Genomic DNA, 23,191 nt, shown 5'->3' on the forward strand with positions numbered 1-23,191 from the left:
TGTTCGAGCAGGCGTTCGTTGCCAGCGCCAAAGGCAGATTCGCTCCATTGTCGCCACGCCATCCACTAGCGCGGAACCACCCCCTCTCCCAAGGGGAGAGGGGGCTGTTCGAGCAGGCGTTCGTTGCCAGCGCCAAAGGCAGATCCGCTCCATTGTCGCCAGGCCATCCGCTAGCGCGGAACCACCCCCTCTCCCTCAGGGAGAGGGCTGGGGTGAGGGTGAGGGTGAAACCACTCCAGCCCGTTGGGCTTCGCTGCGCTCAACACCGGCTGCGTAGCGTGGAAAACGGCGCAGCCTTTTCCACATGGAGATCAGGTGCCAGGCGCGCCCTCACCCCGCCCCTTTCCCGAGGGGAGAGGGGGCTGTTCGAGCAGGTGTTTAGGTCGAGCCGCTCCAGCCTGTTGGGCTTCGCTGCGCTCAACCCAACCTACGGCGATTCCCGTAGGTTGGGTTGAGACGGCCTCATCGTCGAAGCACAACACCGGCGGCGTAGCGTGGAAAACGGCGCAGCCTTTTCCACAGGGCATTCGTTGCCAGGTGCGCCCTCACCCCAACCCTCTCCCAGAGGGAGAGGGGGCTGTTCGAGCAGGCCTATGGCTCCGGCAATAGTCCATTCTCACGGCTTCTCGAACCGATAGAACAGATTCGGCTCGCTGACCACATACAGCCGGCCCTGGTCGTCCATGGCCACGCCTTCCGCCTGGGGCACGCTGCGGCTGAGGCCGTGCTGGCCGCGCAGCAGTGACAGCGAGCTGATCGGCTTGCCGTCGTCGTCCAGTTCCAGCACCAGCCGCGACTGATCCGAGAGCGCCAGCAGGTGGCCGGTGCCGGGGTCGAATTGCAGGCTGGAAAGATCGCGCACGAACAGGCGGCGATCGCGTTGCGGATCCGTGCGCAGCGACAGCGCCTGCAGGCCTTCGAAGGCTTCGCTGCCGAGACCTTCGATCTCGTAGATGCGCACCGGATCGCTTTCCTTGGCGACGAAGAAGCGCTCGCGCGCCGCGTCGTAGGCCAGGCCTTCGTTGCCGCGGTTGTCGCTTTGCACGTCGCTGAGGCTGAAGGGGTGGCTGACCTGGCGATCATCGATGTCCACCACCCGGGTGTCGGCACCGATGCGTACCCGCACCAGGCGCTGGCGGCGCTCTTCGCTGATCATGTAGACGCCGGGGGCGATGTACTCGATGGCCTCCGGATCGCTGAAGCCCCTGAGCTCCACCTGGCGCAGCAGGCGGCCGTCCAGGTCCAGTTCGAGAAAGCGCGCCGGCTTGTTGGTGACGCTGACCAGGGTGCGGCGGTCGGGGTCGAAGCTCAGCGCCGAGACGTCGGTGATGCCGTCGCCGATGGTCCTGGCCTCGACGGTGACCCGGTAGCCCGGCAGCCACAGCGAGCGGGCCTGGCGGCTTTCGGCCTGGAGCTGGCTCTGGACGTTGAACCAGAGCCGCTCGAACAGCCGGTGCTGCTGGGCCACCAGGGTCAGGGCCAGCAGCAGGGCCCCGCCCAGCAGGGCACCCAGGGTGCGAGGGGAAAACAGCGGAAACATCGACAGGGTCCTGAGGCGGTAATGCCGCGCAGCCTAAGGGCGCGACCCTGAATTCAAGCTGAATAGGCGCTCATTGCGCCGCGCCGGACACCTTGTGAAACACGTGGAAGAGATTGGGTTCACCAATCATGTAGAGATTGCCGGCTTCGTCGAGGGCCACGCCTTCCGGTTGCTCCATGGTCGCCTTGAGACCGTGCAGGCCGCTTCTGAGGCTGATGAAGCTGACCGGCTGGCCGTCCGCGGTCAGCTCCACCAGGGTGTGGGACTGGTCGGACAGCGCCAGCAGGTGGCCGGTACGCGGATCGACCGCCACCGCGGAGTAGTCGATCACCAGCTGCTGGAGCGCAAAGGGCTGCAGGCTGCCGGAGACGCCGCGGCCGTCGCTGGCCAGGGTGAAGAGGGCGGCCGGATCGCGTTCCTTGCTGAGGATCAGCCGCTGGTGCCGCGGATCCCAGGCGATGCCTTCGAAGCCCTTGTTGCCGGCGTCGGGAAAGCCCAGGTCGTGGTGTTCGAAGGTGTTGGCGTCCAGTTCGCGGGCGTCGTCGGCCAGCTGGAACAGCGATAGCCGCCGCTGGCGCTCGTCGACGATGGCCAGGCGCCCGTCTTCCAGAGCGGTCACCCCTTCGAGGTTGGAGACGTTGCGGATCGGGATGCGTCTGAGGATGTCGCCGGTCAGGCTCAGTTGCACCAGATAGGGGGTGCTGCCGGTGACGGCGAAGAGGGTGCGGGTACGGGGATCGTAGGTGAGGTCGGAGGTCTCGGCCTCGGCCAGGCCCGGCAGTGGCTTGCCCTGGATCACTGCCTGGTAGTCCGGCAGCCAGACCGCCTGGGCGCGCACTTCCGGCGGCGTGCGGTATTCCTGCCACCAGAGCAGCGCCCGGTCGTTCCAGTGCCAGACGAAGGTGAGGACGATCAGCACCAGCAGGACGAAGGCGGGGAGGAGGCGCGACAGGATGAGGCGGGGAAGTCTGGACATGCGGGCTCGGACGGCTTCTTGTTAGAGCGTCGCGGCCGTGCCGACACACCGTCGCCAGGCACCGGCCAGGCGACGGTGGGTGGCGGGGTTATAGCACGCGCGTTTCGAAGCGGCTAACGTCCGGCAGCTCCAGCACCAGGTCATCGCCCACGTTGAGAGGTCCGACACCTACCGGCGTGCCGGTGAGGATGACGTCGCCCGGTTGCAGGGAGAAATGTCCGGCGATGGTCTGGATCAGCGGCAGGATGGGGTTGAGCATGTCGCGACTGTTGCCGTCCTGGCGCACTTCGCCGTTGATGGTCAGGCGCACCGGGATGTCGGCCAGGTCCTCGAAGGCATCGCCCGGCACGAAGGGCGCGAGCACGCAGGCGCCGTCGAAGCTCTTGGCGATCTCCCAGGGATAGCCCTTTTCCTTGAGGCGGCTCTGCACGTCCCTGAGGGTCAGGTCCAGGGAGGGAGCGAAGCCGGAGATGGCGTCGCGCACTTCCTCGGCCGACGGCTTCTTCGACAGCGGCTTGCCGATCAGCACGGCGATCTCGGCCTCGTAGTGCACCGAACCCTGATCGGTGGGGATGGCGAAACCCTCGGCCACCGGCACCACGCAGCTGGCCGGCTTGATGAACAGCAGGGGCTCGGTGGGAACCGGGTTGTTCAGCTCCTTGGCGTGCTCGGCGTAGTTGCGGCCGATGCAGACGACCTTGCCCAGGGGGAAGTGGATCTTGGTGCCATCGAGGTACTGGTGCTGGTAGGCCATCTTGTGCTCCTGGTGAGTGGCGTCTGCTGGCGATCTTAACCAAAAGCGGAGGCCGCGGCGCGGTCCTGGTCGCAAGGCGCTCATGGTCGCCCTGAGAAAGCTTCAGGTCGCAACCGGACCTGCATCCGGTGGCTCATGCTAAGATAGCGACCCCTTTGCCGCTGGCTGACCTGGCCTGCGCCGCGCCGGCATCCTTCTCCCTGGACACTCTGGATTCAACGCAGATGAGCAAGACTTCCCTCGACAAGAGCAAGATCCGCTTCCTTCTCCTGGAAGGCGTCCACCAGTCCGCCGTGGATATCCTCAAGTCCGCGGGTTACAGCAACATCGAGTACGTCACCAGCTCTCTGCCGGATGCCCAGCTCAAGGAAAAGATCGCCGACGCCCACTTCATCGGCATCCGCTCGCGCACCCAGCTCACCGAAGAGGTGTTCGACTGCGCCAAGAAGCTGGTCGCCGTCGGCTGCTTCTGCATCGGCACCAACCAGGTCGACCTGCAGGCCGCCCGCGAGCGCGGCATCGCCGTGTTCAACGCCCCCTATTCCAACACCCGTTCGGTGGCCGAGCTGGTGCTGGCCGAGGCCATCCTGCTGCTGCGCGGCATCCCGGCCAAGAACGCCTCCTGCCATCGCGGCGGCTGGATCAAGAGCGCGGCCAACTCCTTCGAGATCCGCGGCAAGAAGCTGGGCATCATCGGCTACGGCTCCATCGGCACCCAGCTGTCGGTCCTGGCCGAGGGCCTGGGCATGCAGGTGTTCTTCTATGACGTCATCACCAAGCTGCCCCTGGGCAACGCCCAGCAGGTCGGTTCCCTGACCGAACTGCTCGGCATGAGCGACATCGTCACCCTGCACGTGCCGGAAACCCCCGCCACCCAGCTGATGATCGGCGAGCGCGAGATCCGCGCCATCAAGAAGGGCGGCATCCTGATCAACGCCGCCCGCGGCACCGTGGTCGACCTCGACGCCCTGGCCGCCGCCATCAAGGACGAGCACCTGATCGGCGCCGCCATCGACGTCTTCCCGGTGGAGCCGCGCTCCAACAACGACGAATTCGTCTCGCCGCTGCGTGGCCTGGACAATGTCATCCTGACCCCGCACATCGGTGGCTCCACCGCCGAGGCCCAGGCCAACATCGGCCTGGAAGTGGCCGAGAAGCTGGTCAAGTACAGCGACAACGGCACCTCGGTGTCCTCGGTCAACTTCCCCGAAGTGGCCCTGCCGTCGCATCCGGGCAAGCACCGCCTGCTGCACATCCACCAGAACGTGCCGGGCGTGCTGTCGGAGATCAACCGCGTCTTCTCCGAGAGCGGCATCAACATCTCCGGTCAGTACCTGCAGACCGACGAGAAGGTCGGCTACGTGGTGATCGACGTCGACGCCGAGTACTCCGACCTGGCCCAGGAGAAGCTGCAGAACGTCAAGGGCACCATCCGTTGCCGCGTGCTGTTCTAAGCCGCCAGGTGGCATGAAAAAGCCCCGGTCGGGTTCGCCTGACCGGGGCTTTTTTGCTTTCGTGCTGGAGGAGGTTTCATCGCGGCCATGCCGGTGCGCCGTAGCGACCGCTTCTACAGGTATATCGTGCTTTTGTAGGAGCGGCCGCATCGGCGGACCGCCATGGCCGCGATAAACGCCGTAGCGTGGATAACGGCGTAGCCTTATCCACTGGTCTCGCACGAGCTTCCCTGTGGAAAACGCTGGCGCGGTTTTCCGCGCTACGGATTCAGCTCCGCTCCAGCCGCTCCACGCCCTGGGCGGTGCCCAAGAGCAGCACGTCCGCCGGGCGGGCGGCGAAGAGGCCGTTGGCGACCACGCCGACGATGTTGTTGATCCTGGCTTCCAGGCCCACCGGATCGACGATGTGCATATTGTGCACATCAAGGATGACGTTGCCGTTGTCGGTCACCACGCCGTCGCGGTACTCGGGATCACCGCCCAGCTTCACCAGCTCGCGGGCCACGTGGCTGCGGGCCATGGGGATGACTTCCACCGGCAGCGGGAATTCGCCGAGGACGTCGACGCGCTTGCTGGCGTCGGCGATGCAGATGAACTTGCGTGCTACGGCGGCGACGATCTTCTCGCGGGTCAGGGCCGCGCCGCCGCCCTTGATCAGATTGAGGTGGCCGTCGGCTTCGTCGGCGCCGTCCACATAGAATTCAAGGTCGCTGACACCGTTGAGGTCATAGACGGTGATGCCATGGCTTTTCAACCGGTCGGCGGTGGCCTGGGAACTGGCCACGGCGCCATCGAACTCCAGCTTGTGCTTGGCCAGCAGGTCGATGAAGAAGTTGGCGGTCGAGCCGGTGCCCACGCCGACCACGCTGTCGCGGGAGAGCTGGGGAAGGATGAGGTCGACCGCGGCCTGGGCGACGGCCTGCTTGAGCTGGTCCTGATTCATGGGGGTATCCGCGAAAACGGGTGGAGGGTCGCCGATTATAGCCGCTCGGAGGGCCTGGCTAACCCACCCGGAGGTGCCCGTAGTAGACTTTTCGCCCCCGCCGCACCCACCGGATCGCTCCGCCGATGCTCGAACACTATGTGAAGAAGACCCTGCTCGCCCCCGTCTACGACGTGGCCATCGAAACGCCCCTGCAACCGGCGCGGGCGCTGTCCGAGCGGCTGGGCTGCCAGGTGCTGCTCAAGCGCGAAGACCTGCAGCCGGTGTTCTCCTTCAAGATCCGTGGTGCCTACACCAAGCTGGCCAGCCTTTCGGCCAGCGAAAAGGCCCGTGGCGTCATCACCGCCAGCGCCGGCAACCACGCCCAGGGCCTGTCCCTGGCGGCCCGCGAACTGGGGGTGCGGGCGATCATCGTGATGCCGCGCACCACGCCGGAGCTCAAGGTCATCGGCGTGCAATCGCGCGGTGGCGAGGTGGTGCTGCACGGCGACGCCTTCCCCGAGGCCCTGGCCGAGGCGCTGCGCCTGGTCGAGGAGCAGGGCTACACCTTCGTCCCGCCCTATGACGATCCTGATGTCATCGCCGGCCAGGGCACCGTGGCCATGGAGATCCTGCGCCAGCATCCTGGTCGGCTGGATGCCATCTTCGTCCCCGTGGGCGGTGGTGGCCTGATCGCCGGGGTCGCCGCCTATGTGAAATACCTGCGCCCCGAGATCAGGATCATCGGTGTCGAACCGGACGATTCCAACTGCCTGCAGCAGGCCATGGCCGCCGGTGAGCGGGTGGTGCTGCCGCGGGTGGGGCTGTTCGCCGACGGCGTGGCCGTGGCCCAGATCGGCCACCACACCTTCGAGATCTGCCGCCGTTATGTCGACGAGGTCATCACCGTCAGCTCGGATGAGATCTGCGCGGCGATCAAGGACATCTACGACGATACCCGCTCCATCACCGAGCCCTCGGGCGCCCTGGGCGTGGCGGGGATCAAGAAATACGCCGAGCGGGAAGGTTCGAGCGGCCAGGTGCTGGTGGCCATCGACTCCGGCGCCAACATCAATTTCGATCGGCTGAGACACGTGGCCGAGCGCGCCGAACTGGGCGAGCAGCGCGAAGCCATCATCGCCGTGACCATTCCCGAGCGGCCGGGCAGCTTCCGCGCCTTCTGTGAGGCGCTCGGCCGGCGGCAGATCACCGAATTCAACTACCGCTACCACACCGGCGAAGAAGCCCATATCTTCGTCGGCGTCCAGACCCATCCCCAGCGCGATCCGCGCGACGCCCTCATCCAGGGGCTGCGCGACCAGGGTTTTCCGGTGCTGGACCTGACCGACAACGAGCTGGCCAAGCTGCATATCCGCCACACCGTGGGCGGGCATGCCGCGCGGGTCGGCCAGGAGCAGGTGTTCCGCTTCGAATTCCCCGAGCGCCCCGGGGCGCTGTTCGACTTCCTCGAAAAGCTGGGCGGGCGCTGGAACATCAGCATGTTCCATTACCGCAACCACGGCGCGGCGGACGGGCGGGTGTTCGCGGGGCTGGAAGCCAGCCAGGCCGAGCGGGAAGAGCTGCTGGCGACCCTGGATGCCATCGGCTATCGCTACTGGGACGAGACGGAGAATTCGGCGTACCGGTTGTTCCTGGGCTGAGGTCCGGTGGTGTTGGGCTTCGCTGCAGGTAGGGTGGACAACGGCGCAGCCTTATCCACGCTACGGCGATGATCGCGGCCATGGGCCGCTCCTACAGGGAATGATGTTCTTGTAGGCGCGACCGCAGCGGCGGACCGCCATGGCCGCGATGCGCCCACAAGCCCACGCTGGACCAGACCGCCCCCTCTCCCTCGGGGAGAGGGCTGGGGTGAGGGTAGCCCCATACCGGAAGCTGCCACCTGCTGGACTTTGCGGCGCCCAGCGCCAAGCTACGGGTAGGGTGGATAACGGCGTAGCCTTATCCACCGTTGGCACCGGAGCTCGTCTGCGGAAAAGGCTGCGCCGTTTTCCACGCTACGGGTAAGCGCAATTGATCGCGGCCATGGCGGTCCGCCGATGCGGCCGCTCCTACGGTCAAGCCTGTAGGAGCGGCCCATGGCCGCGATTGGTATTTGGCGCAAAAAGTGGAAAACGCTGCGCGGTTTTCCGCGCTACGCGCTGCGGAGCCCAACCGCCCCTTCTCCCTGCGGGAGAGGGTTGGGTGAGGATGACCACGCGCCAGACGCTCGACACCAACCTACGAAGCCAGCGGCTCCACCCGGATATCCGTCAGCCCATGCACCTCCGCCTGGCGCAGGATGGCCGCGGCGGGAGCATCGGCGGGCGGCAGCGCCAGGCTGTTCTCGGCGTCGGCGCGCAGCTGTTCCAGCACGGCCAGGGCGGCTTCGTGCGGGGCGAGACTGGCCTGCGGATGCTCGAGGTCGAGCTGGCGGGACTCGCCGTCCTTGCGGTAGTGGACGCTAAACATGGGCATGGCGGCGGCCTCGGGGCGGGTTTCTACACAGACTTCCCCGAGCGCACCGCCGTTCCGATCTACTTGAGGATGACCAGTTTGCCCTTGAGGGCGACACCGGCCATGAGGGCACCGGCGTGGCACTCGTAGCGGGTGGGGTCGCTCCACTCGTTCTTCTTGTAGTAGCTGGTGATGTCGGTGACCGCATTGGCACCGGCGGCCTTGGCCGCTTCCTGCAGGCGGATCAGCGCCGATTGCAGCACCCAGCGGCAGGCGACCTCGTCGGTCTTGTTGAAGGCGTTGGTCTTCTGGTTGGTGGTGATGCTGGAGTTGACCACCGTGGCCTTGCCCGGCACCGGGTTGCCGGCCAGGTAGAACTTCACGCTGCCATCCAGGCGCTTGGCGGCCAGGGCTTCCTGGACGACTTCGGCGAAGGGCAGTTGCAGGGTGGTGTCGCGGGCCTGGGCGGCGCCGGGCAGCAGCGCGGCCAGGCTCAGGGTGAGGGCGAGGGTGGAGGTGAGGATACGCATGGTGACTTCCTTGTGGTGGTGGGGATGACTGTTTAACCCAGAACGCCCGCTCCGTCAGCCGTGGGACCGGCGTTCTGTGCTATCGCGCAGGCCGCGGATGGTCACTCCGCGGCGGTTGCGGGGGCAGGCAACTGCAGTTGCCGGCGGATGTCGGCGTCGAGCAGCTGGACCCATTTGTTGTAGTTGCGATGGATGCGCTCGCCGTCGTAGTCGAGGCCGGCGCTGTCGCGGTAGCGGATCTGGTAGCCCTTGGTGCTGTAGGGGATGTCGACCCAGGCCTGGTGGCGATCGCGCACCACGATGCTGGCGACCACCAGGCCGGGGCTCTCCTGGCCGACGCTCCAGCCACGGCGTTCGAGGGTGTCGACGATGGCGCGGCGGACATCGGCGGCGTTTTCCACACGGTCCGCCGGAAAGACCTCCTGGGGCGTCACCAGGGGCGCGCGGGTGCAGGCCGCCAGGAACAGCAGAGCGGAGACGAGCAGCAGGCGACGCAACATGGGCATACCTCGGGATAGGGTCATCAGGACCAGCGGCGGAAGATCAGCGAGGTGTTCACCCCGCCAAAGGCGAAATTGTTGTTCATCACATGGTCCGTGCGCAGCGCGCGTGGCCCGCCACGCAGATAGTCCAGCTCGCCGCACTGGGGATCCAGTTCGTCGAGGTTGAGGGTGGGCACGAACAGCTCCTCGTTCATCATGGCGATGCTGAACCAGGATTCCAGGGCGCCGCAGGCACCCAGGGTATGGCCCAGGTAGCTCTTCTGCGAGCTGATGGGCATGCGGGCGCCGAACAGCGCCTGGGTGGCGCGGGTCTCGGCGATGTCGCCCTGTTCGGTGGCGGTGCCGTGGCCGTTGACGTAGCCGATGGCGTCCGGGGTCAGCCCGGCGTCTTCCAGGGCCAGCTCCATGGCGCGCTGCATGGTGGCCTGCTCGGGACGGGTGGAGTGCTGGCCATCGGCGTTGCTGCCGAAGCCGACGATCTCGGCGTGGATACGCGCACCTCGCGCCTGGGCGTGTTCCAGCTCCTCCAGCACCAGGAGGCCGGCGCCTTCGCCGATCACCAGGCCGTCGCGACTGCGGTCGTAGGGACGCGGCGAGGTCTGGGGCGCGTCGTTGCGCAGGCTGGTGGCATAGAGGGTGTCGAAGACCATGGCCTCGCTGGGACAGAGTTCTTCGGCGCCGCCGGCCAGCATCAGCGGCAGGCGCCCGAACTTGATGGCCTCGTAGGCGTAGCCGATGCCCTGGCTGCCGCTGGTGCAGGCGCTGGAGGTGGGGATCAAGCGGCCCTTGAGACCAAAGAACAGACTCAGGTTGGCGGCCGCCGTGTGCGGCATCATGCGCACATAGGTATTGGCGTTGAGGCCCACCGCGGCGTCGCTGAGCAGCATGTTGGCCAGGGCCTTGATGTCGTCGGTGCTGCCGGTGGAGGAGCCGCAGGCCACGCCCATGCGACCGTCGGTGATGCGGGCGTCGTCCAGCAGTCCCGCATCGGCCAGGGCGCGCTCGCCGGCGGCTACCGCCAGCTGGGACACCCGCCCCATGCTGCGCAACTGCTTGCGGGTCCAGTGGCCCGGCACCTGGAAGTCGACGATGGGGCCGCCCAGGCGGGTGTTCATCTCGGTATAGCGATCCCAGGCGTCCATGCGGCGGATGCCGCTGTGGCCGGCGAGGAAATGGTCGCGGATGGTCGGCCAGTCACTGCCCAGGGCGGTGACGCCGGCCATCCCGGTGATCACGACGCGGCGCGCGCTCATCAGCACAGTCCTCCGTTGACCGCCAGCACCTGGCGGGTGATGTAGCCGGCCTCGGGGGCGAGCAGGAAGGCCACGGCGTGGGCCACCTCCTCGGGGGTGCCCATGCGCCCGGCCGGGATCATCTCGAGGATCTTCTCCACGGGGACGTGCTCGTCGAGGATCTCGGTGTCGATCAGCCCCGGGGCCACGCAGTTGACGGTGATCTTGCGCTTGGCCAGCTCCACGGCCAGGGCCTTGGCGGCGCCGATCAGGCCGGCCTTGGAGGCGCTGTAGTTGACCTGGCCGCGATTGCCGATCAGTCCGGAGACCGAGGTGATGCAGACGATGCGCCCCGGCGCGCGGCGGCGGATCATCGGCATGACCACCGGGTGCAGCACGTTGTAGAAGCCGTCGAGGTTGGTGCGCAGGACCACATCCCAGTCCTCGCCGGTCAGCGCCGGAAAGGCGCCGTCGCGGGTCAGGCCGGCGTTGCAGACCACCCCGTAGTAGCCGCCGTAGGCCTCGGTGTCGGCCTCCAGGATGGCGGCGCAGGCGGCGCGGTCGCCGACGTCGAATTGCAGCACCCGGGCGCTGCGGCCCAGGGCCTCGACCTCGGCGCGCACGGCCTCGGCTTCCTCGCGGCGGCTGCGGCAGTGCAGCACCAGGTCATGGCCGGCGGCGGCCAAGCGCAGGGCGATGGCGCGGCCCAGGCCGCGGCTGGAACCGGTCACCAGGACCGGAGCGGGGGCGACGCTCATGGCGCGGGCTCCTCTAGATACAGATCCACCTGGGGTGGACGATAGACGTTCAGGCGGGCGCTGGCCTGGCAGCCAGGGCCCTGCAGGTGGCAGTCGAAGATGGCCATGCCATCGTCGTTTTCCAGCGCTGGCTGGGCGCGGATGCGCAATTCGCGACCGGCGGGAAAGGCCGGCACGTCGCAGGTGAACTGGCGGGTGCCGAGCAGAAAGCCCAGGGCCGGGGCCTCGCCGCGACGGCGCGCCTGGCAGCCGGCGAAGGCGGCCACGCTCTGGGCCATCAGTTCCACGCCGATCCAGGCTGGCAGGGCGCCCGCGGCATCGGTGAAGAGGCCGGGCCTGACCACCAGGCGGGTCTCGATGCCGCTCTCGTCGCACGCGAGGATCTCGTCGATCAGCAGCATGTCGCCGGCGTGGGGCACCAGTTCGGCGAGGGTCCAGGGGATCATGGCGTGGCTCCGAGGATGAGGCTGACGTTGCTGCCGCCAAAGGCGAAGCTGTTGCTCATGGCGTGGCGGCGACCGTCCAGGCGGCTGTCGGCATCCGTCAGCGCCAGCCGTGGCAGGGCCGGATCGGCCTGGCCGTCCCAGCGCTGCGGCGGCAACTGGCCGGCGGGATTGAGCCGCGGGTCCAGGGTCAGCCAGGCGAAGGCGGCTTCCAGGGCGCCGGCGGCGCCGAGGGTATGGCCGGTCAGCGGCTTGGTGGAGGAGCAGGGCACCCCGGCCGGAAACACCTGGTGGGTGGCCTGGCTTTCCATGGCGTCGTTGTGCGGCGTGGCGGTGCCGTGCAGGTTGAGATAGCCGATGTCCTTCGGTTGCAGGCCGCTGGCGCGCAGGGCCGCCTGCATGGCCTGGACGGCGCCGCGCCCACTGGGATCGGGGGCGGAGATATGGTGGGCATCGGAACTGGCTCCGCCGCCGAGCAGGGCGATGGGGCCGGGTTCGCGGGTCAGCAGGAACAGCGCCGCCCCCTCGCCGATGTTGATGCCGCAGCGATTGACCGAGAAGGGATTGCACAGCGATTCGCTGACCGCTTCGAGGGCGGCGAAGCCGTTCAGGGTCAGGCCGCAGAGGCTGTCGACACCGCCGCAGAGCACGGCGTCGCAATGCCCCTGGACCAGCAGCCGCCGGGCGCTGAGCAGGGCGCGGGCGCTGCTGGTGCAGGCGGTGGAAAGGCCGTAGCAGGGGCCGCTCAGGCCCAGGTAGCGGGCGAGGAAATCCGCCGGCGCCACCAGTTCCTGCTGGGCGTACTGATAGCCCTCGGGCAACTGGCCGCTGCGCTGGTGCACGGCGATGCCCAGGCTGGCCTCGTGGATGCCCGAGGTGCTGGTGCCCAGCACCACGCCGATACGCGCCGGGCCGTGGCGCTCGATGGCCTGGCGCACCTGGGGTTCGATCTCGGTCAGGGCCGCCAGCAGCAGCTGGTTGTTGCGGCTGAAAAAAGGTGTCCACTCCAGCGGCCAGGCTGGCAGCGGCGCGGTGACGGTACCCACCGGCGGCTGGCGCTCGGGAATCCAGCCCGCCGTAGGCTGCATGCCGGCCGTATCACCGGCGAACAGGCCACGGGCCACCTCGGCCTTGCCCTGGCCCAGGGCGCAGAGCAGGCCCAGGGCATTCAGGTAGGCGCTCAAGGCGTGGACTCCGGCAAGGGCGTCAGGTGATAGCTGGACCCATCCGGCGCCTGCAGCTCCAGGCGGTCGGCGGCGGGATAGCGCACCTGCCAGTCCTTGAGGCTGCGGCTGCCGTCGGCGGCCCTCTGCCAGTCGCCCGTGGCATAGGCGCTTGACAACTGGTCGGTCGGGGTCAGGGCGAACAGCAGCACGCTGAAGAAGGTACGCGCCCGGGGATTGGGCGGCAGGAGGCCGTCGGCGTGCCAGGCGCTGTCGATCAGTTGCTGGCGCGCCTGGGGCACGCCAAGGGGATCGAACAGCGAAAAGCGCAGGGCGGCGCCTTCCGGCTGGATGGCCAGCAGCAGGGCGTCGCTGCCCTCGGCGGTCTGGCGCTCCACCTGGTAGACCAGGGCACGCGCCAGCGGCGGCGGACTGCTGGGCAGCGGCGGCTGGCTGGCGCAGGCGGCGAGCAGCAGCAGGCAGGCCAGCGCGAAGACGAACGGACGGGGCAGGGTCATGCAGGATGGGCCGAATTCAGCTGACAGAGCTCGACGAGCAGGCGCAGGCGCCGCCGGGGCTCCTTGACGAAGGGGTTGCGAACGTCCCAGGCGTAGCCGGCGAGAATGGCGCAGATCATGCGTTTGATCTCGGGATCGGCGTGTTCGAAATAGATGACGTCCTGGAAGCTGCCATCGTACCAGCCCTCCACATAGGCACGGAACGTATCGACGCCTGCCTTGAGCGGCCGGGCGAATTCGGCCTCCCAGTCCACCGACTCGCCGCGCAGCTGGCGATCCACCAGCGGTGCGGCCAGACTGGCCGAACGCAGGGCGATGGTGACGCCCGAGGAAAACACCGGATCGAGAAACTCGGCGGCGTTGCCCAGCAGGGCGAAGCCGGGGCCGTGCAGGCGCTTGACGTTGGCGGCGTAGCCACCCAGTTCGCGCACCGGCGTATCCCAGACCGCATTGTGCAGCACCCGGGCCAAGCTCGGGGTCTCGGCCACCCAGTCGCGCAGACAGGTGGCGAGATCGGCGGCGCGTCCGGCATAGCGCTCGGCGGCGGCGACCACCCCGATGGAGGTGCGGCCGTCGCTGAAGGGAATGGTCCAGAACCAGACGTCGCGCAGGGTCGGGTGGGTGGTGATGAGGATGCGCTGGCGGTCGAAGCCGGGATCGTCAATGCGATCCTCGACATGGGTGAAAAGGGCGCGGCGCACGGGGAAGTCCGAAGGCGCCTCCAGATCCAGCAGGCGGGGCAGCACGCGGCCGTAGCCGCTGGCGTCGAGCAGGAAGTCGGTGGTCAGCGCATAGGCCTGGCCGTCGTCGCCCTGCACCTCGAGCCGGGTCCTTTCGCCGTCTTCACCCAGGGTCACGGCGGTGACGCGCTGGCCGTAGCGGATCGTAACCCCCTGGCGCGCGGCGTCGTCGGCCAGGATCTTGTCGAAGGGGCCGCGCTGCACCTGGAAGGTGCTGCGGCCACCACTATAGGTGTCGCGGAAGTCGAAGTCAGTGTAGCGCTCGCCCCAGGCGAAGGCCGCGCCGATCTTGGTCTGGAAGCCGGCGGCTTCGACCGCGGGCAGCATCCCGGCTTCCTCGACGAAGTCCAGGCTGTGGGAGAGCAGGCTCTCGCCGATGGAAAAGCGCGGAAAGTGCTGGGCTTCCAGCACCAGCACCGGATGGCCGCGGCGCTTGAGCAGGGCGGCGACCACGGCGCCCGCCGGGCCGGCACCGATGACGATCAGGGGATGATGTTCAACCATGACGAAGGTCCTTTTCGTGGGAGACGGAGGGCGAGGCCCAGGGCGCCAGCAGAAAGCTGAACACCAGGCCCAGGCTGATGGCCAGGCCGAAGTTGGCGATGGCCGGGGTGCTGCTGAGCATCAGCAGGCCAAAGGACAGCCAGCTGCCGACGCCGGACAGCAGGCCGCCGAGCAGACTGACCGCGGCGCCGCCGATGGCCTCGTGCATGAGGATGGCGTAGTCCACGCCGATGGCGGTGATGAGCAGCAGGGCGAAGAGGCTGAACAGGGTCAGCGGCTGACCCAGCCAGCCCAGGCAGGCCAGGGCCGCCAGGGCCGCCAGCAGCGGCAGGCAGACGATGCGCAGCGCCGCGCGGCGGCCGAAGGCCCAGAGCAGCAGGAGAAAGATGGCGCCCGAGGCCAGCAGCTTGAGTTCCACCGCCAGGCGCTGGGTGTGGATGAATAGTCCGCGCAATTCGCCCAGGCGATCCACCAACTGCACGCCGGGCAGGCCCGCAGCCACTGTCTGTAGTACCTGGGCATTGCCCAGGCCTTGCAGGCTGACCAGGCCGGCCGCGCCGCGCTCGGTCGTGCGGCCCAACCAGAGCGGTCGCCAGGGTTCGCCCAGGGGGCCGGCCAGGGCCTGGTCCAGGTTCAGGTCGGGCAGCTGCTGCAGTTGCTTGAGCTCGGCCTCCAGCGCCTCCGCCGGGATACCCACGGCCAGCAGCGGTTGCAGGCGTTCGCCCCAACCGGCCAGGGCCTGGCGCAATTCGGCCTGGGCCGCGGCGGGAGCGAGCAGACCGCTGAGGGCGCGATAGCCCTGCAGCTGGCCGGCGCTGACGAGGGCGTCGAGGCGCTGGCCCAGGGCGGTCTGGCGCTCCAGCACCTGGTCGGCATCGGCGCCACGCACCAGGAAGAACTGGCTGGTGGGTTGCAGGCCGGTGAGGCGGGCGATGGCCTGGGCTTCGCGGGTCAATGTCGGGTCCTGGCCGAGCCAGAGGCGCAGGTCGTTCTGCAGGTGCAGCTGCCAGACACCGGCGCCGCAAAAGGCCAGCAGGGCCAAGAGCAGCGGCAGGCTGCCGGTGCGCGCCAGCAGGCGCAGGCGCAGCTCGAGCAGGCGTTGCATGACGCGCAGGGGCGCGGCGGGCGGTGCCAGGTCCAGGCGCTGCCACCAGGCTGGCAGCAGGCAGACGGTGGTGAGGTAGGCGCCGATCAGGCCGGCGGCGGAAAACACCGCCACCTGGGTCAGCGCCGGAAAGGGCGTGCAGGCCAGCGCCAGATAACCGAGCAGGTTGGTGGCCAGGCTGAGGGAAAGACCGGGCAGGGTCTCGCGCAGGATGGCCGTGGCGTCCCAGGGACCGCTCTTCCAGCTCTTGCTGAGATAGTGCAGCGGATAATCGGCTGCCACCCCGGTAAGGCTGGCGCCGAGGATCAGGGTGAGGGCGTTGATCTGGCCGAACAGCAGCACGCAGGCGGCGCTGCCGGCCAAGAGGGCCACGCCCACCGCCAGCAGGCTGAGCAGCACCCGCCAGCGCCGGAACAGCCCCAGCAGCAGGGCCAGGGTACCGAAGGTGGCGAGGCCGCCGATCAGTGACATCTCGCGACTGGCGGTGGCCTGGCCGGCGGCGGCGTATCTCAGGCCGCTGGCGGCCAGCAACTGACCGCCGTCGGCCACCACCTCGCGGCGGGCGGCCTCGATCAGGGCTTCCACCTGCGGCGGGGCATCGAAGTCGAAGGCATCGGCGCGGGTGCGGGCGCGGATCAGCGCCCAGCTCAGGCCGTCGCCCTGGGTCAGCAGCAGGCCGCTGCCGGCGTCGAATTGCACCTTGCTGGCCGGGGTGAGCTGGCGCTGCAGCAGCAGGCCGAGGCCGAGCCAGTCCTCTTCCAGGGGCAGGGCGCCGGCGCCAGCGAAGGGATCGAAGAGGGCCGCGGCGCGGGCTTGCAGATAGGCGTCGGGCGTCTTGATCAACTCGTCGCGCGCCTGCCCCGGTGCCAGCGCCAGGCGACTGGCCAGGAGTTGCTGGCGCAGGCCGGGCAGGTCAGGGGTGAGTTGCCACTGCACCCTTTCGAACAGTGGCTCCCGCGACCAGGCCTGGCCCAGGCGCTCGGCCAGGGCCGGCAGTCGCTCGCGCTGGGGATGGCCCACCAGCAGCAGCACCTCGCGATTGAGCGGCTCGGCCATGCGCGCCTCGGCTTGCAGGGTCAGGGCATCACCGACGCCCTGGGGCAGCAGCGCCAGCAGATCAGCGGCCACCGGCGGACCGTGCCGCCACTGCCAGGCGCTGAGCGCCAGCAGGGCGAAGAGGAACAGCAGGAAGGGGCGCTGCAGGCGGATCACTGGAAGGCCGCGCGCTGGTCGGCGGAGAGGGCGTCGCGGGCCTGGCCGTCGAGCCTGAGCAGGCTGCGATCGCCCTGGGTCTCGCGGATCTCCACCTGCTCCACCAGCTCACCACCCTGGATGAGGATGCCGTCGAACACCTGCTTGAGCAGGGCACCGCGCGGGGTCAGGCGCAGCTGCCAGTGGCGGGCGTCACCGCTCAGGGCCAATTCGAAGTCGCGCTCCAGGCCGCTGCGATCGCCGCCGAGCACGGCGAGGAACAGCGCACTCTGGCGCGCGGCCAGGTCGCTGCCGGGCAGCGGCGTCCAGCCGGCGGGGGTCTCTTTGGCGATGGCGCCGGGGGTGATGCGATAGGTCTGGGTCAGCGGTTTTTCCAGCTGCCAGAGCAGGCCCAGGCCACGGGCCAGGGTGAAGTGGCCGCTGCTGGTGAGCGGCTGTGGCAGGGCGCGCAGATAGCGTTGCTGGACGAAGCTGCCCGCGACCGCGGCCGGACGCGCCAGCTGGGCCGCCAGGTCGTCGAGATCGAAGGCCTGGGCCAGGGGGGCGGCGAGGATGAGCAGCAGAGCGATCAGCGTGCGCATGCCAGGGCCCTCTCCACGGCGTCGATGAAGACCCTGGGCGAAGCCAGCTGCATCTCGCGGCTGGCCATGTCCACGGCCACCTGCACGGTGCTGGCGCGGGTCAGGCGCTCGCCGGTGGCGGCATCGCTGATCAGGTAGTTGAGCTTGAGGCGGTTCTCCCACTCCACCAGATCGGCCTTGACCCGCACGCGCTGCTGGAACAGCAGGGGACGGATGTAGCGGATCTGCAGGTCGATCACCGGCCAGCCATAGCCGGATTCGCGCATCTGCAGGTAGTTGTGGCCCAGGCGGTCGAGCAGGGCGCAGCGCGCCACTTCCAGGTATTTGACGTAATGGCCGTGCCAGGCGATTTCCATCATGTCGACGTCGAAGAAGGGGATCTGCATCTCCACCTCGACCTGCAGGGCACCGGTCTTACGCATAGAGCCTCCAGTGGCGGGCGCGGATCAGGGTCAGGGTTTGGCGCAATTCGGCCTCCAGGGCGCGGTCTTCGATCAGCGGCGCAAAGGTCTCGCCCAGGTCGCGGTGCATGGCGGCCAGCGGTGCGGGCGGCTCCACGCCCTGCTGGCGCCTGAGCCAGACGCCCTGCTGGGCAGCCAGCAGGGTGGCGGCGGCCACCTGTTCGGTGAGCTCCAGCACGCGCAGGGCATCGCGGGCGGCGATGGTGCCCATGCTGACCTTGTCCTGGTTGTGGCATTCGGTGGAGCGGGAAAAGACGCTGGCCGGCAGGGTGCCCTTGAGCGCCTCAGCGGTCCAGGCGCTGGCGCCGATCTGCACCGCCTTGAAGCCGTGGTTGAGCATGGCGCGTTCGGCCGGTGCGCCGGAGAGATTGCCCGGCAGGCCGTGGTTGTAGCGCGCGTCCACCAGCAGGGCGAGCTGGCGGTCGAGCAGGTCGGCGACGTTGGCCACCAGGGTCTTGAGGCTGTCCATGGCGCAGGCGATGTGGCCGCCATAGAAGTGGCCGCCGTGCAGCACCCGCTCGTCCTCGGCGTCGATCAGCGGATTGTCGTTGGCGCTGTTGAGTTCGGTCTCGATGAACTGGCGCAGCCAGGGCAGGCTGTCGGCCAGCACCCCCAGCACATGGGGCGCGCAGCGCAGCGAATACCTGTCCTGCAGGCGGTGCAGCGGCGCGGCCGGGCCTTCGGCGGCCAGGTCCGCGCGCAGCCAGGCGGCGACCTGGCCCTGGCCCGGATGGGGCTTGGCGGCGAACAGGCGCTGGTCGAAGTGCTCGGGATTGCCGGCCAGGGCCACCACGTTGAGGGCAGTGATGCGGGTCGCCAGGCGCAGCAGGTACTCGGCGCGGGCGAAGGCCAGGCAGGCCAGGCCGGTCATCACCGCGGTGCCGTTCATCAAGGCCAGGGCTTCCTTGGGCCTGAGCACCAGGGGTGTCCAGCCCAATTCGGCGTGGACGTCGGCGGCGTCCCGCACCTCGTTGCGCCAGAGCACCTGGCGCTCGCCGCAGAGGGCGGCGGCGACGTAGGACAGCGGGGTTAGATCGCCACTGGCGCCCACCGAACCCTCCTCGGGGATCAGCGGCAGGATGTCTTCGCGCAGGAAGGCGGTGAGGCGTTCGAGCAACTCGACGCGCACCCCGGAGACGCCCTGGCACAGCGACTGCAGCCGCGCCGCCAGCACCGCGCGGGTCGCCGTCGGGTCCAGGTGACGACCCAGGCCGCAGCCGTGGAAGGTATAGAGCTGGCGTGGCAACGCCGCGACCTGGGCGAGGGGCACGGCGACCACGCAGGAGTCGCCATAGCCGGTGGTGATGCCGTAGACCGAGCCCTCGCGGGCCAGCAGCGACTCGACGAAGCGCGCGCCGCGGGCGATGCCGTCGCGAAAGGCCGCGTCGTCCTGCAGGTCGGCCCGGGCCCGGCCCTCGGCCAGGGCGACCAGCTCTTCGAGGGCGAGGGCCTGGCTACCAAAGCGAACACTAGCGTTCATCGCGACTCCAGAAGGGATAGAAGTTGAACCACTGCCGCGGCGCCTTGAGGCAATGGGCGGCGAGGCGCTCGGCATAGGCCTGGGCCAGGCCCTGGACGCCGGCGGCGCGCTCCTGGCGGCGCCAGCTTGGCGCCGGGGCGAAGTCTTCCAGGTAGAGGTGGTAGCCGTCGGCTTCGCGCAGGCAGAACAGCAGGTTGGTCGGGCAGCGCAGCAGGTGGGCCAGCAGCCAAGGCCCCTGGGGGAAGGGTGCCGGGGCGCCGAGAAAATCCACCGCCACGGTGCGCCCGCCATGCAGCGGCACCCGGTCGCCGGCGATGGCCAGCCACTCGCCGCGCTCCAGGCGCTCGCTCAGCTGCAGCATCACCGCCGGGTCCAGCTCGCTGACCTGGATCAGCCGCAGGTCGCTGGCGCCGGCTTCTTCCAGCAGGCGATTGAAGGCCTCGGCGTGGCGGGTGTGCACCAGCACGTTGAGGCGTACCCGCCGCCCCAGCTGGGCCAGGGCGCGACAGACTTCGAGGTTGCCCAGGTGGGCGGTGACCAGGATCTCGCCGCGCGGCCCGTGCATGCGGCTGTGCACCTGGTCCGGGTCGTGCAACTGCACCTGATCCAGGCCGAGACGGCCGTTCCAGGCATCGAGCTTGTCCAGCAGGGCTTCGGCGAAGGCCATGAACTGGGCATAGCCGCTGCGCCAGCTGGGCTGCAGCTCGGGACGACCGCTCCAGTCGGCCAGGCGCTGCTGGTACTCGCGGATGCCACGGCGGGCGCGGGCGCCGAACAGAAAGAAGTACAGCACGATCAACCGCAGCAGCGGGGCGATGGCGCGGCGGCCCAGATGCCGCGCCAGCCAGGCGGTGAGGCGCATCAGCACGGGGCTGCCGCGCTCGCGCTGCTGCGCCCAGTGGCCGCTCATCCGCGCACCCGGCGCCAGAGCAGGCGCGGCGCGCGCAGCAGCATGCCGAAGAACAGCCGGGTGTGCATGCGCGAGATCAGTACGTTGTCCTGCCAGAGGCGAAAGTGCGAGCGGCCATCCAGCGGATAGTGCACCCGGGTCGGACGCCAGCGCATGGGCTGCTCGCGCCAGGCCAGACGCACCAGGATCTCCGGGTCGAAATCCATGCGCTTGCCCAGGCCGCCGGCGCGGATCACCGCCAGGGTCGGTGCTAGCGGATAGACGCGAAAGCCGCACATGCTGTCGCGGATCTCCAGCGACAGGCTGTTGATCCAGACCCAGACATGGGTGAGGTAGCGGGCATAGAGCCGGCCCTTGGGCACCGAGTCGTCGAATTGCGGAAAGCCGCAGATCAGCGCGTCTGGATAAGCCTGGGCCTCGGCGAGAAAGGCGGCCACGTCGGCCAGGTCGTGCTGGCCGTCGGCGTCCACCTGCAGGGCATGGCTGAAGCCCAGGCGCTGCGCCTCGGCGAGGCCGGCCATCACCGCGCCGCCCTTGCCCTGGTTGACCGGCAGGCGCAGCAGGTGGATGTCGGGTTGCGTGGCCAGCTCGTCCATCACCTGGGCGCAGGCGGGGCTGGAGGCGTCGTCCACCAGCACGCAGGGCAGGGCGCGCTGGCGCAGCGCCTGGACCACCAACGGCAGGGCGTGCTCGTGGTCGAACACCGGGATCACCGCGCAGGCACGAAAGCTCAAGACCGCGCCTCCTTGAGCAGGATGCGCCCGGAGGAGCAGGCCGCCGTGCCCTGGCGAAAGGCGAAGTGCAACTTGCTGCGGCTGGCGTCGAAGTGGAAGGTCAGGGTCACCCGATCGCCGGGGCGCAGCAGCTGCTGGAATTTCAGCACCTCCATCCCGGCGAACTCCGTCGGCAGGGCCAGGTGCTGGCGCGCCAGGCGCTGGGCCCAGCCCACCTGGACCACTCCGGGCACCACCGGCGCCGTGGGGAAGTGGCCGGAAAAGAACGCCAGGTCCGGCGCGACGTCCAGCTCCAGCCGCCAGCCATCTGCGGTCTGCTCGACACTGAGGGGCTCGATCTCCACCGGCCGGGGCTGGGCCAGCAGGCGCTCCACCTCGGCCTGGGCCAGTTTGCCCTGGGCGCTGTAGGGCAGCGCCAGCAGCAGGCGCCAGCGGCGCGGCAGGGCGATGGCCTCGCAATGGCCGACCAGGTGTTCGCGCAGCTCGGCCACCAGGGCGCGGCGACCGCCGTTGCGCAGCTGGTGCAGGCCGCGCTCGCTCAGGGCGACCAGGGCGCCGAGCAGGGCGCGGCCCTGCTGCACCACGCCCAGGCGGACATCGGCGATGGCGGGATGGCCGAGCAGCCGCGCTTCGAGGGCTGGCAGGGCGATGCGTTTTTCTTCCAGCTTGACGATGCGATCCAGGCGGCCGAGCAACTCGAAGTGGCCGTCGCCCAGCAGGCGCACGTCGTCCATGGTCTGCTCGCGCACGCCCTGGGGCAGGTAGGGCGAGGTCAGCCAGAGGGCGCCCTCGGCATCCTGGCCCAGCTCGATGTCGGCAAAGGCCTGCCAGGGTTGCGGGCCTCTCCGCCAGGCGATGCCGCCGGTCTCGGAGCTGCCATAGACCTCGGTGGGATAACGACCGAAGCGTTGCTGACAGGCCTTGGCGGCCGCGCCTGGCAGCACGCCGCCAGAAGAGAATACCTGCACCACCTGGCCGAGGACGGCATCGTCGAGATTCTCGCCCAGGCGCTTGAGCAATGCCGGACTGCTGATCCACACCGCGCGCCGGCCCTGGCGCGACAGGGCGGCGGTCTCGCGCTGCAATTCCTCGGTGAAGGGCAGCGCCTGGCGGGCGAAGGGCCGCCCGGCGCAGAGCGGCCAGAGCACGCGAAACAGCAGGCCATAGATGTGCTGGGTGGAGACGCTGCCAAGGACGGTCGCCGCGCCAAGGGACGCGCCCCAGAGGCGCTCCAGGGCGGCGACCTCGTTGGCCAGCTGGAACAGCTGCTTGGCGATGAGTTTGGGTTCACCGCTGGAGCCCGAGGTGCTCAGGGTCAGCAGCGGCGCCTGCAGATCGAGCCGGGCGGGCGTCAGGGGTTCGGCCGCGGTCCAGCCGTCGAGGTCGTCGAGCCAGGCATCGAGCGTCGGCGCCAGGCGCGCGCGGGTGGCGGGCTGGGCATCCGCCGGCAGGATCACCTCGATCCCGGCGCGCCAGGCGCCGAGCAGGGCGCAGGCCAGGTCTTCGGCATCGTCCAGGTGCAAGGCCAGGCGCCTGAGACCGGCGTTGTGGAAGGCGGCCGCCAGCTGCAGGGCGCGCTGCCTGAGCACCAGGTCCAGCGGACTCGCGGGCGCGAGCAATTCGGCCAGGGGGGTAAAGGTCATGGCAGCCTCCGCACGCGCTGGCGGACCAGCCATTCGCCGGCGAACAGCAGGCCCATCAGGCCATAGGCGATGACGCCGGTATAGAGCGTCCACCAGGCCAGCGGCGCCCACAGCGCCAGGCCGGCGGCGGTCAGCGCATTGCCCAGAAAGAACAGGCACCAGACCTGGGTCACCCGGCGGGTATAGCGCACCGCGCGCGGCGGCAACTCGGGTTCGCGCAGCCGCGCCAGGCGCTCGATCAGCGGCTGGCCGCGCAGCAGGCTCAGGCCGAACACCGCCAGCAGGAAGAGGCTGAGCAGCACCGGATACCAGCGCAGCAAGACGGCGGCGTCGCTCAGGGCCAGCAGCAGGCAGAAGCCCAGGGCGACCAGGGCGGTGCCGCGCTGCAGGCCGTTGAGACCGGGTTGCAGCAGGCGCAGGCCCCAGAGGGCGCCGAGGCCGGCGGCGAAGAGGCGCGGCGAGAGGTGCTGCAGGCCGAAGTAGACGGCGAAGGGATAGGCCAGGCCGAGCAGGAGCAGCAGGGCACTGGCGACCAGGCCCAGGGGAGAGCGGGAAGGCAGGGCACTCATAAGCG

23 protein-coding genes are annotated in these 23,191 nt (G+C 69.1%); 2 read left to right on the forward strand and 21 right to left on the reverse strand.

What is annotated here, in order from left to right:
• Positions 1–616: 616 nt before the first annotated feature.
• The 3 genes from POR01S_RS18215 to POR01S_RS18225 form a co-directional block, all read right to left on the reverse strand.
• Positions 617–1,540, reverse strand: coding sequence for an SdiA-regulated domain-containing protein (locus POR01S_RS18215; RefSeq protein WP_042137463.1), 924 nt, complete (start codon positions 1,538–1,540; stop codon positions 617–619).
• A gap of 70 nt (positions 1,541–1,610) precedes the next feature.
• Positions 1,611–2,516 carry an SdiA-regulated domain-containing protein gene (locus POR01S_RS18220; RefSeq protein WP_042137465.1) on the reverse strand — a complete coding sequence of 302 codons (906 nt, stop codon included), beginning with the start codon at positions 2,514–2,516 and terminating at the stop codon, positions 1,611–1,613.
• A gap of 88 nt (positions 2,517–2,604) precedes the next feature.
• Complete coding sequence (locus POR01S_RS18225; protein ID WP_027598765.1) at positions 2,605–3,270, reverse strand: fumarylacetoacetate hydrolase family protein; 666 nt, start codon at positions 3,268–3,270, stop codon at positions 2,605–2,607.
• A gap of 224 nt (positions 3,271–3,494) precedes the next feature.
• Between POR01S_RS18225 and serA the strand changes: the two genes are divergently transcribed.
• Positions 3,495–4,724: a phosphoglycerate dehydrogenase gene (serA, locus tag POR01S_RS18230; protein ID WP_027598764.1), complete on the forward strand. Its 1,230-nt coding sequence runs from the start codon at positions 3,495–3,497 to the stop codon at positions 4,722–4,724.
• Positions 4,725–4,992: 268 nt separating this feature from the next.
• Here serA and rpiA read toward each other — a convergent pair whose 3' ends face one another.
• Positions 4,993–5,667, reverse strand: a complete 675-nt coding sequence (gene rpiA, locus POR01S_RS18235) for a ribose-5-phosphate isomerase RpiA (protein ID WP_027598763.1) — start codon at positions 5,665–5,667, stop codon at positions 4,993–4,995.
• 113 nt (positions 5,668–5,780) lie between these two features.
• Between rpiA and ilvA the strand changes: the two genes are divergently transcribed.
• Complete coding sequence (ilvA, locus tag POR01S_RS18240) at positions 5,781–7,307, forward strand: threonine ammonia-lyase, biosynthetic (protein ID WP_042137467.1); 1,527 nt, start codon at positions 5,781–5,783, stop codon at positions 7,305–7,307.
• A gap of 577 nt (positions 7,308–7,884) precedes the next feature.
• Here ilvA and POR01S_RS18245 read toward each other — a convergent pair.
• From POR01S_RS18245 to POR01S_RS18325, 17 genes are all read right to left on the reverse strand, one after another.
• Entirely contained in the window at positions 7,885–8,121 is a 237-nt protein-coding gene (locus POR01S_RS18245) for a hypothetical protein (RefSeq protein WP_042137469.1), read from the reverse strand.
• Between the two features lie 59 nt (positions 8,122–8,180).
• Positions 8,181–8,630, reverse strand: coding sequence for a hypothetical protein (locus tag POR01S_RS18250; RefSeq protein ID WP_007161066.1), 450 nt, complete (start codon positions 8,628–8,630; stop codon positions 8,181–8,183).
• A gap of 101 nt (positions 8,631–8,731) precedes the next feature.
• The gene (locus tag POR01S_RS18255; RefSeq protein WP_052382675.1) at positions 8,732–9,130 is read right to left on the reverse strand and encodes a hypothetical protein; all 399 of its coding nucleotides are present in this window, start codon (positions 9,128–9,130) and stop codon (positions 8,732–8,734) included.
• 23 nt (positions 9,131–9,153) lie between these two features.
• A complete protein-coding gene (locus POR01S_RS18260; protein ID WP_042137474.1) occupies positions 9,154–10,386 on the reverse strand; it encodes a beta-ketoacyl-ACP synthase in 1,233 nt (410 codons plus the stop codon).
• On the reverse strand, positions 10,386–11,123 hold the full coding sequence (fabG, locus tag POR01S_RS18265; RefSeq protein WP_042137476.1) for a 3-oxoacyl-ACP reductase FabG: 738 nt from the start codon (positions 11,121–11,123) through the stop codon (positions 10,386–10,388). The genes POR01S_RS18260 and fabG overlap by 1 nt, the downstream gene beginning before the upstream one ends.
• Entirely contained in the window at positions 11,120–11,569 is a 450-nt protein-coding gene (locus tag POR01S_RS18270; RefSeq protein WP_042137478.1) for a hotdog family protein, read from the reverse strand. Before POR01S_RS18270 ends, fabG begins: the two co-directional genes overlap by 4 nt.
• On the reverse strand, positions 11,566–12,750 hold the full coding sequence (locus tag POR01S_RS18275; RefSeq protein WP_042137480.1) for a beta-ketoacyl-[acyl-carrier-protein] synthase family protein: 1,185 nt from the start codon (positions 12,748–12,750) through the stop codon (positions 11,566–11,568). The genes POR01S_RS18270 and POR01S_RS18275 overlap by 4 nt, the downstream gene beginning before the upstream one ends.
• Complete coding sequence (locus tag POR01S_RS18280) at positions 12,747–13,247, reverse strand: hypothetical protein (protein ID WP_042137482.1); 501 nt, start codon at positions 13,245–13,247, stop codon at positions 12,747–12,749. Before POR01S_RS18280 ends, POR01S_RS18275 begins: the two co-directional genes overlap by 4 nt.
• Positions 13,244–14,491 (reverse strand): NAD(P)/FAD-dependent oxidoreductase, encoded by a 1,248-nt coding sequence (locus POR01S_RS18285; protein WP_042137485.1) that lies wholly within the window; start codon positions 14,489–14,491, stop codon positions 13,244–13,246. Before POR01S_RS18285 ends, POR01S_RS18280 begins: the two co-directional genes overlap by 4 nt.
• Positions 14,484–16,808 carry an MMPL family transporter gene (locus POR01S_RS18290; RefSeq protein ID WP_042137487.1) on the reverse strand — a complete coding sequence of 775 codons (2,325 nt, stop codon included), beginning with the start codon at positions 16,806–16,808 and terminating at the stop codon, positions 14,484–14,486. The genes POR01S_RS18285 and POR01S_RS18290 overlap by 8 nt, the downstream gene beginning before the upstream one ends.
• Entirely contained in the window at positions 16,805–17,389 is a 585-nt protein-coding gene (locus tag POR01S_RS18295) for an outer membrane lipoprotein carrier protein LolA (RefSeq protein WP_042137489.1), read from the reverse strand. The genes POR01S_RS18290 and POR01S_RS18295 overlap by 4 nt, the downstream gene beginning before the upstream one ends.
• On the reverse strand, positions 17,377–17,811 hold the full coding sequence (locus POR01S_RS18300; protein ID WP_027599963.1) for an acyl-CoA thioesterase: 435 nt from the start codon (positions 17,809–17,811) through the stop codon (positions 17,377–17,379). Before POR01S_RS18300 ends, POR01S_RS18295 begins: the two co-directional genes overlap by 13 nt.
• Positions 17,804–19,330: an HAL/PAL/TAL family ammonia-lyase gene (locus tag POR01S_RS18305; protein WP_042137491.1), complete on the reverse strand. Its 1,527-nt coding sequence runs from the start codon at positions 19,328–19,330 to the stop codon at positions 17,804–17,806. Before POR01S_RS18305 ends, POR01S_RS18300 begins: the two co-directional genes overlap by 8 nt.
• Entirely contained in the window at positions 19,320–20,240 is a 921-nt protein-coding gene (locus tag POR01S_RS18310) for a lysophospholipid acyltransferase family protein (protein WP_042137494.1), read from the reverse strand. The genes POR01S_RS18305 and POR01S_RS18310 overlap by 11 nt, the downstream gene beginning before the upstream one ends.
• Complete coding sequence (locus POR01S_RS18315; protein WP_042137496.1) at positions 20,237–20,974, reverse strand: glycosyltransferase family 2 protein; 738 nt, start codon at positions 20,972–20,974, stop codon at positions 20,237–20,239. Before POR01S_RS18315 ends, POR01S_RS18310 begins: the two co-directional genes overlap by 4 nt.
• Complete coding sequence (locus tag POR01S_RS18320; RefSeq protein WP_042137498.1) at positions 20,971–22,617, reverse strand: ApeI family dehydratase; 1,647 nt, start codon at positions 22,615–22,617, stop codon at positions 20,971–20,973. The genes POR01S_RS18315 and POR01S_RS18320 overlap by 4 nt, the downstream gene beginning before the upstream one ends.
• Positions 22,614–23,186, reverse strand: coding sequence for a COG4648 family protein (locus POR01S_RS18325; RefSeq protein ID WP_042137500.1), 573 nt, complete (start codon positions 23,184–23,186; stop codon positions 22,614–22,616). The genes POR01S_RS18320 and POR01S_RS18325 overlap by 4 nt, the downstream gene beginning before the upstream one ends.
• Positions 23,187–23,191: the final 5 nt, after the last annotated feature.

It is taken from the genome of Pseudomonas oryzihabitans NBRC 102199 (genome assembly GCF_000730625.1).
Classification (GTDB): Bacteria; Pseudomonadota; Gammaproteobacteria; order Pseudomonadales; family Pseudomonadaceae; genus Chryseomonas; species Chryseomonas oryzihabitans.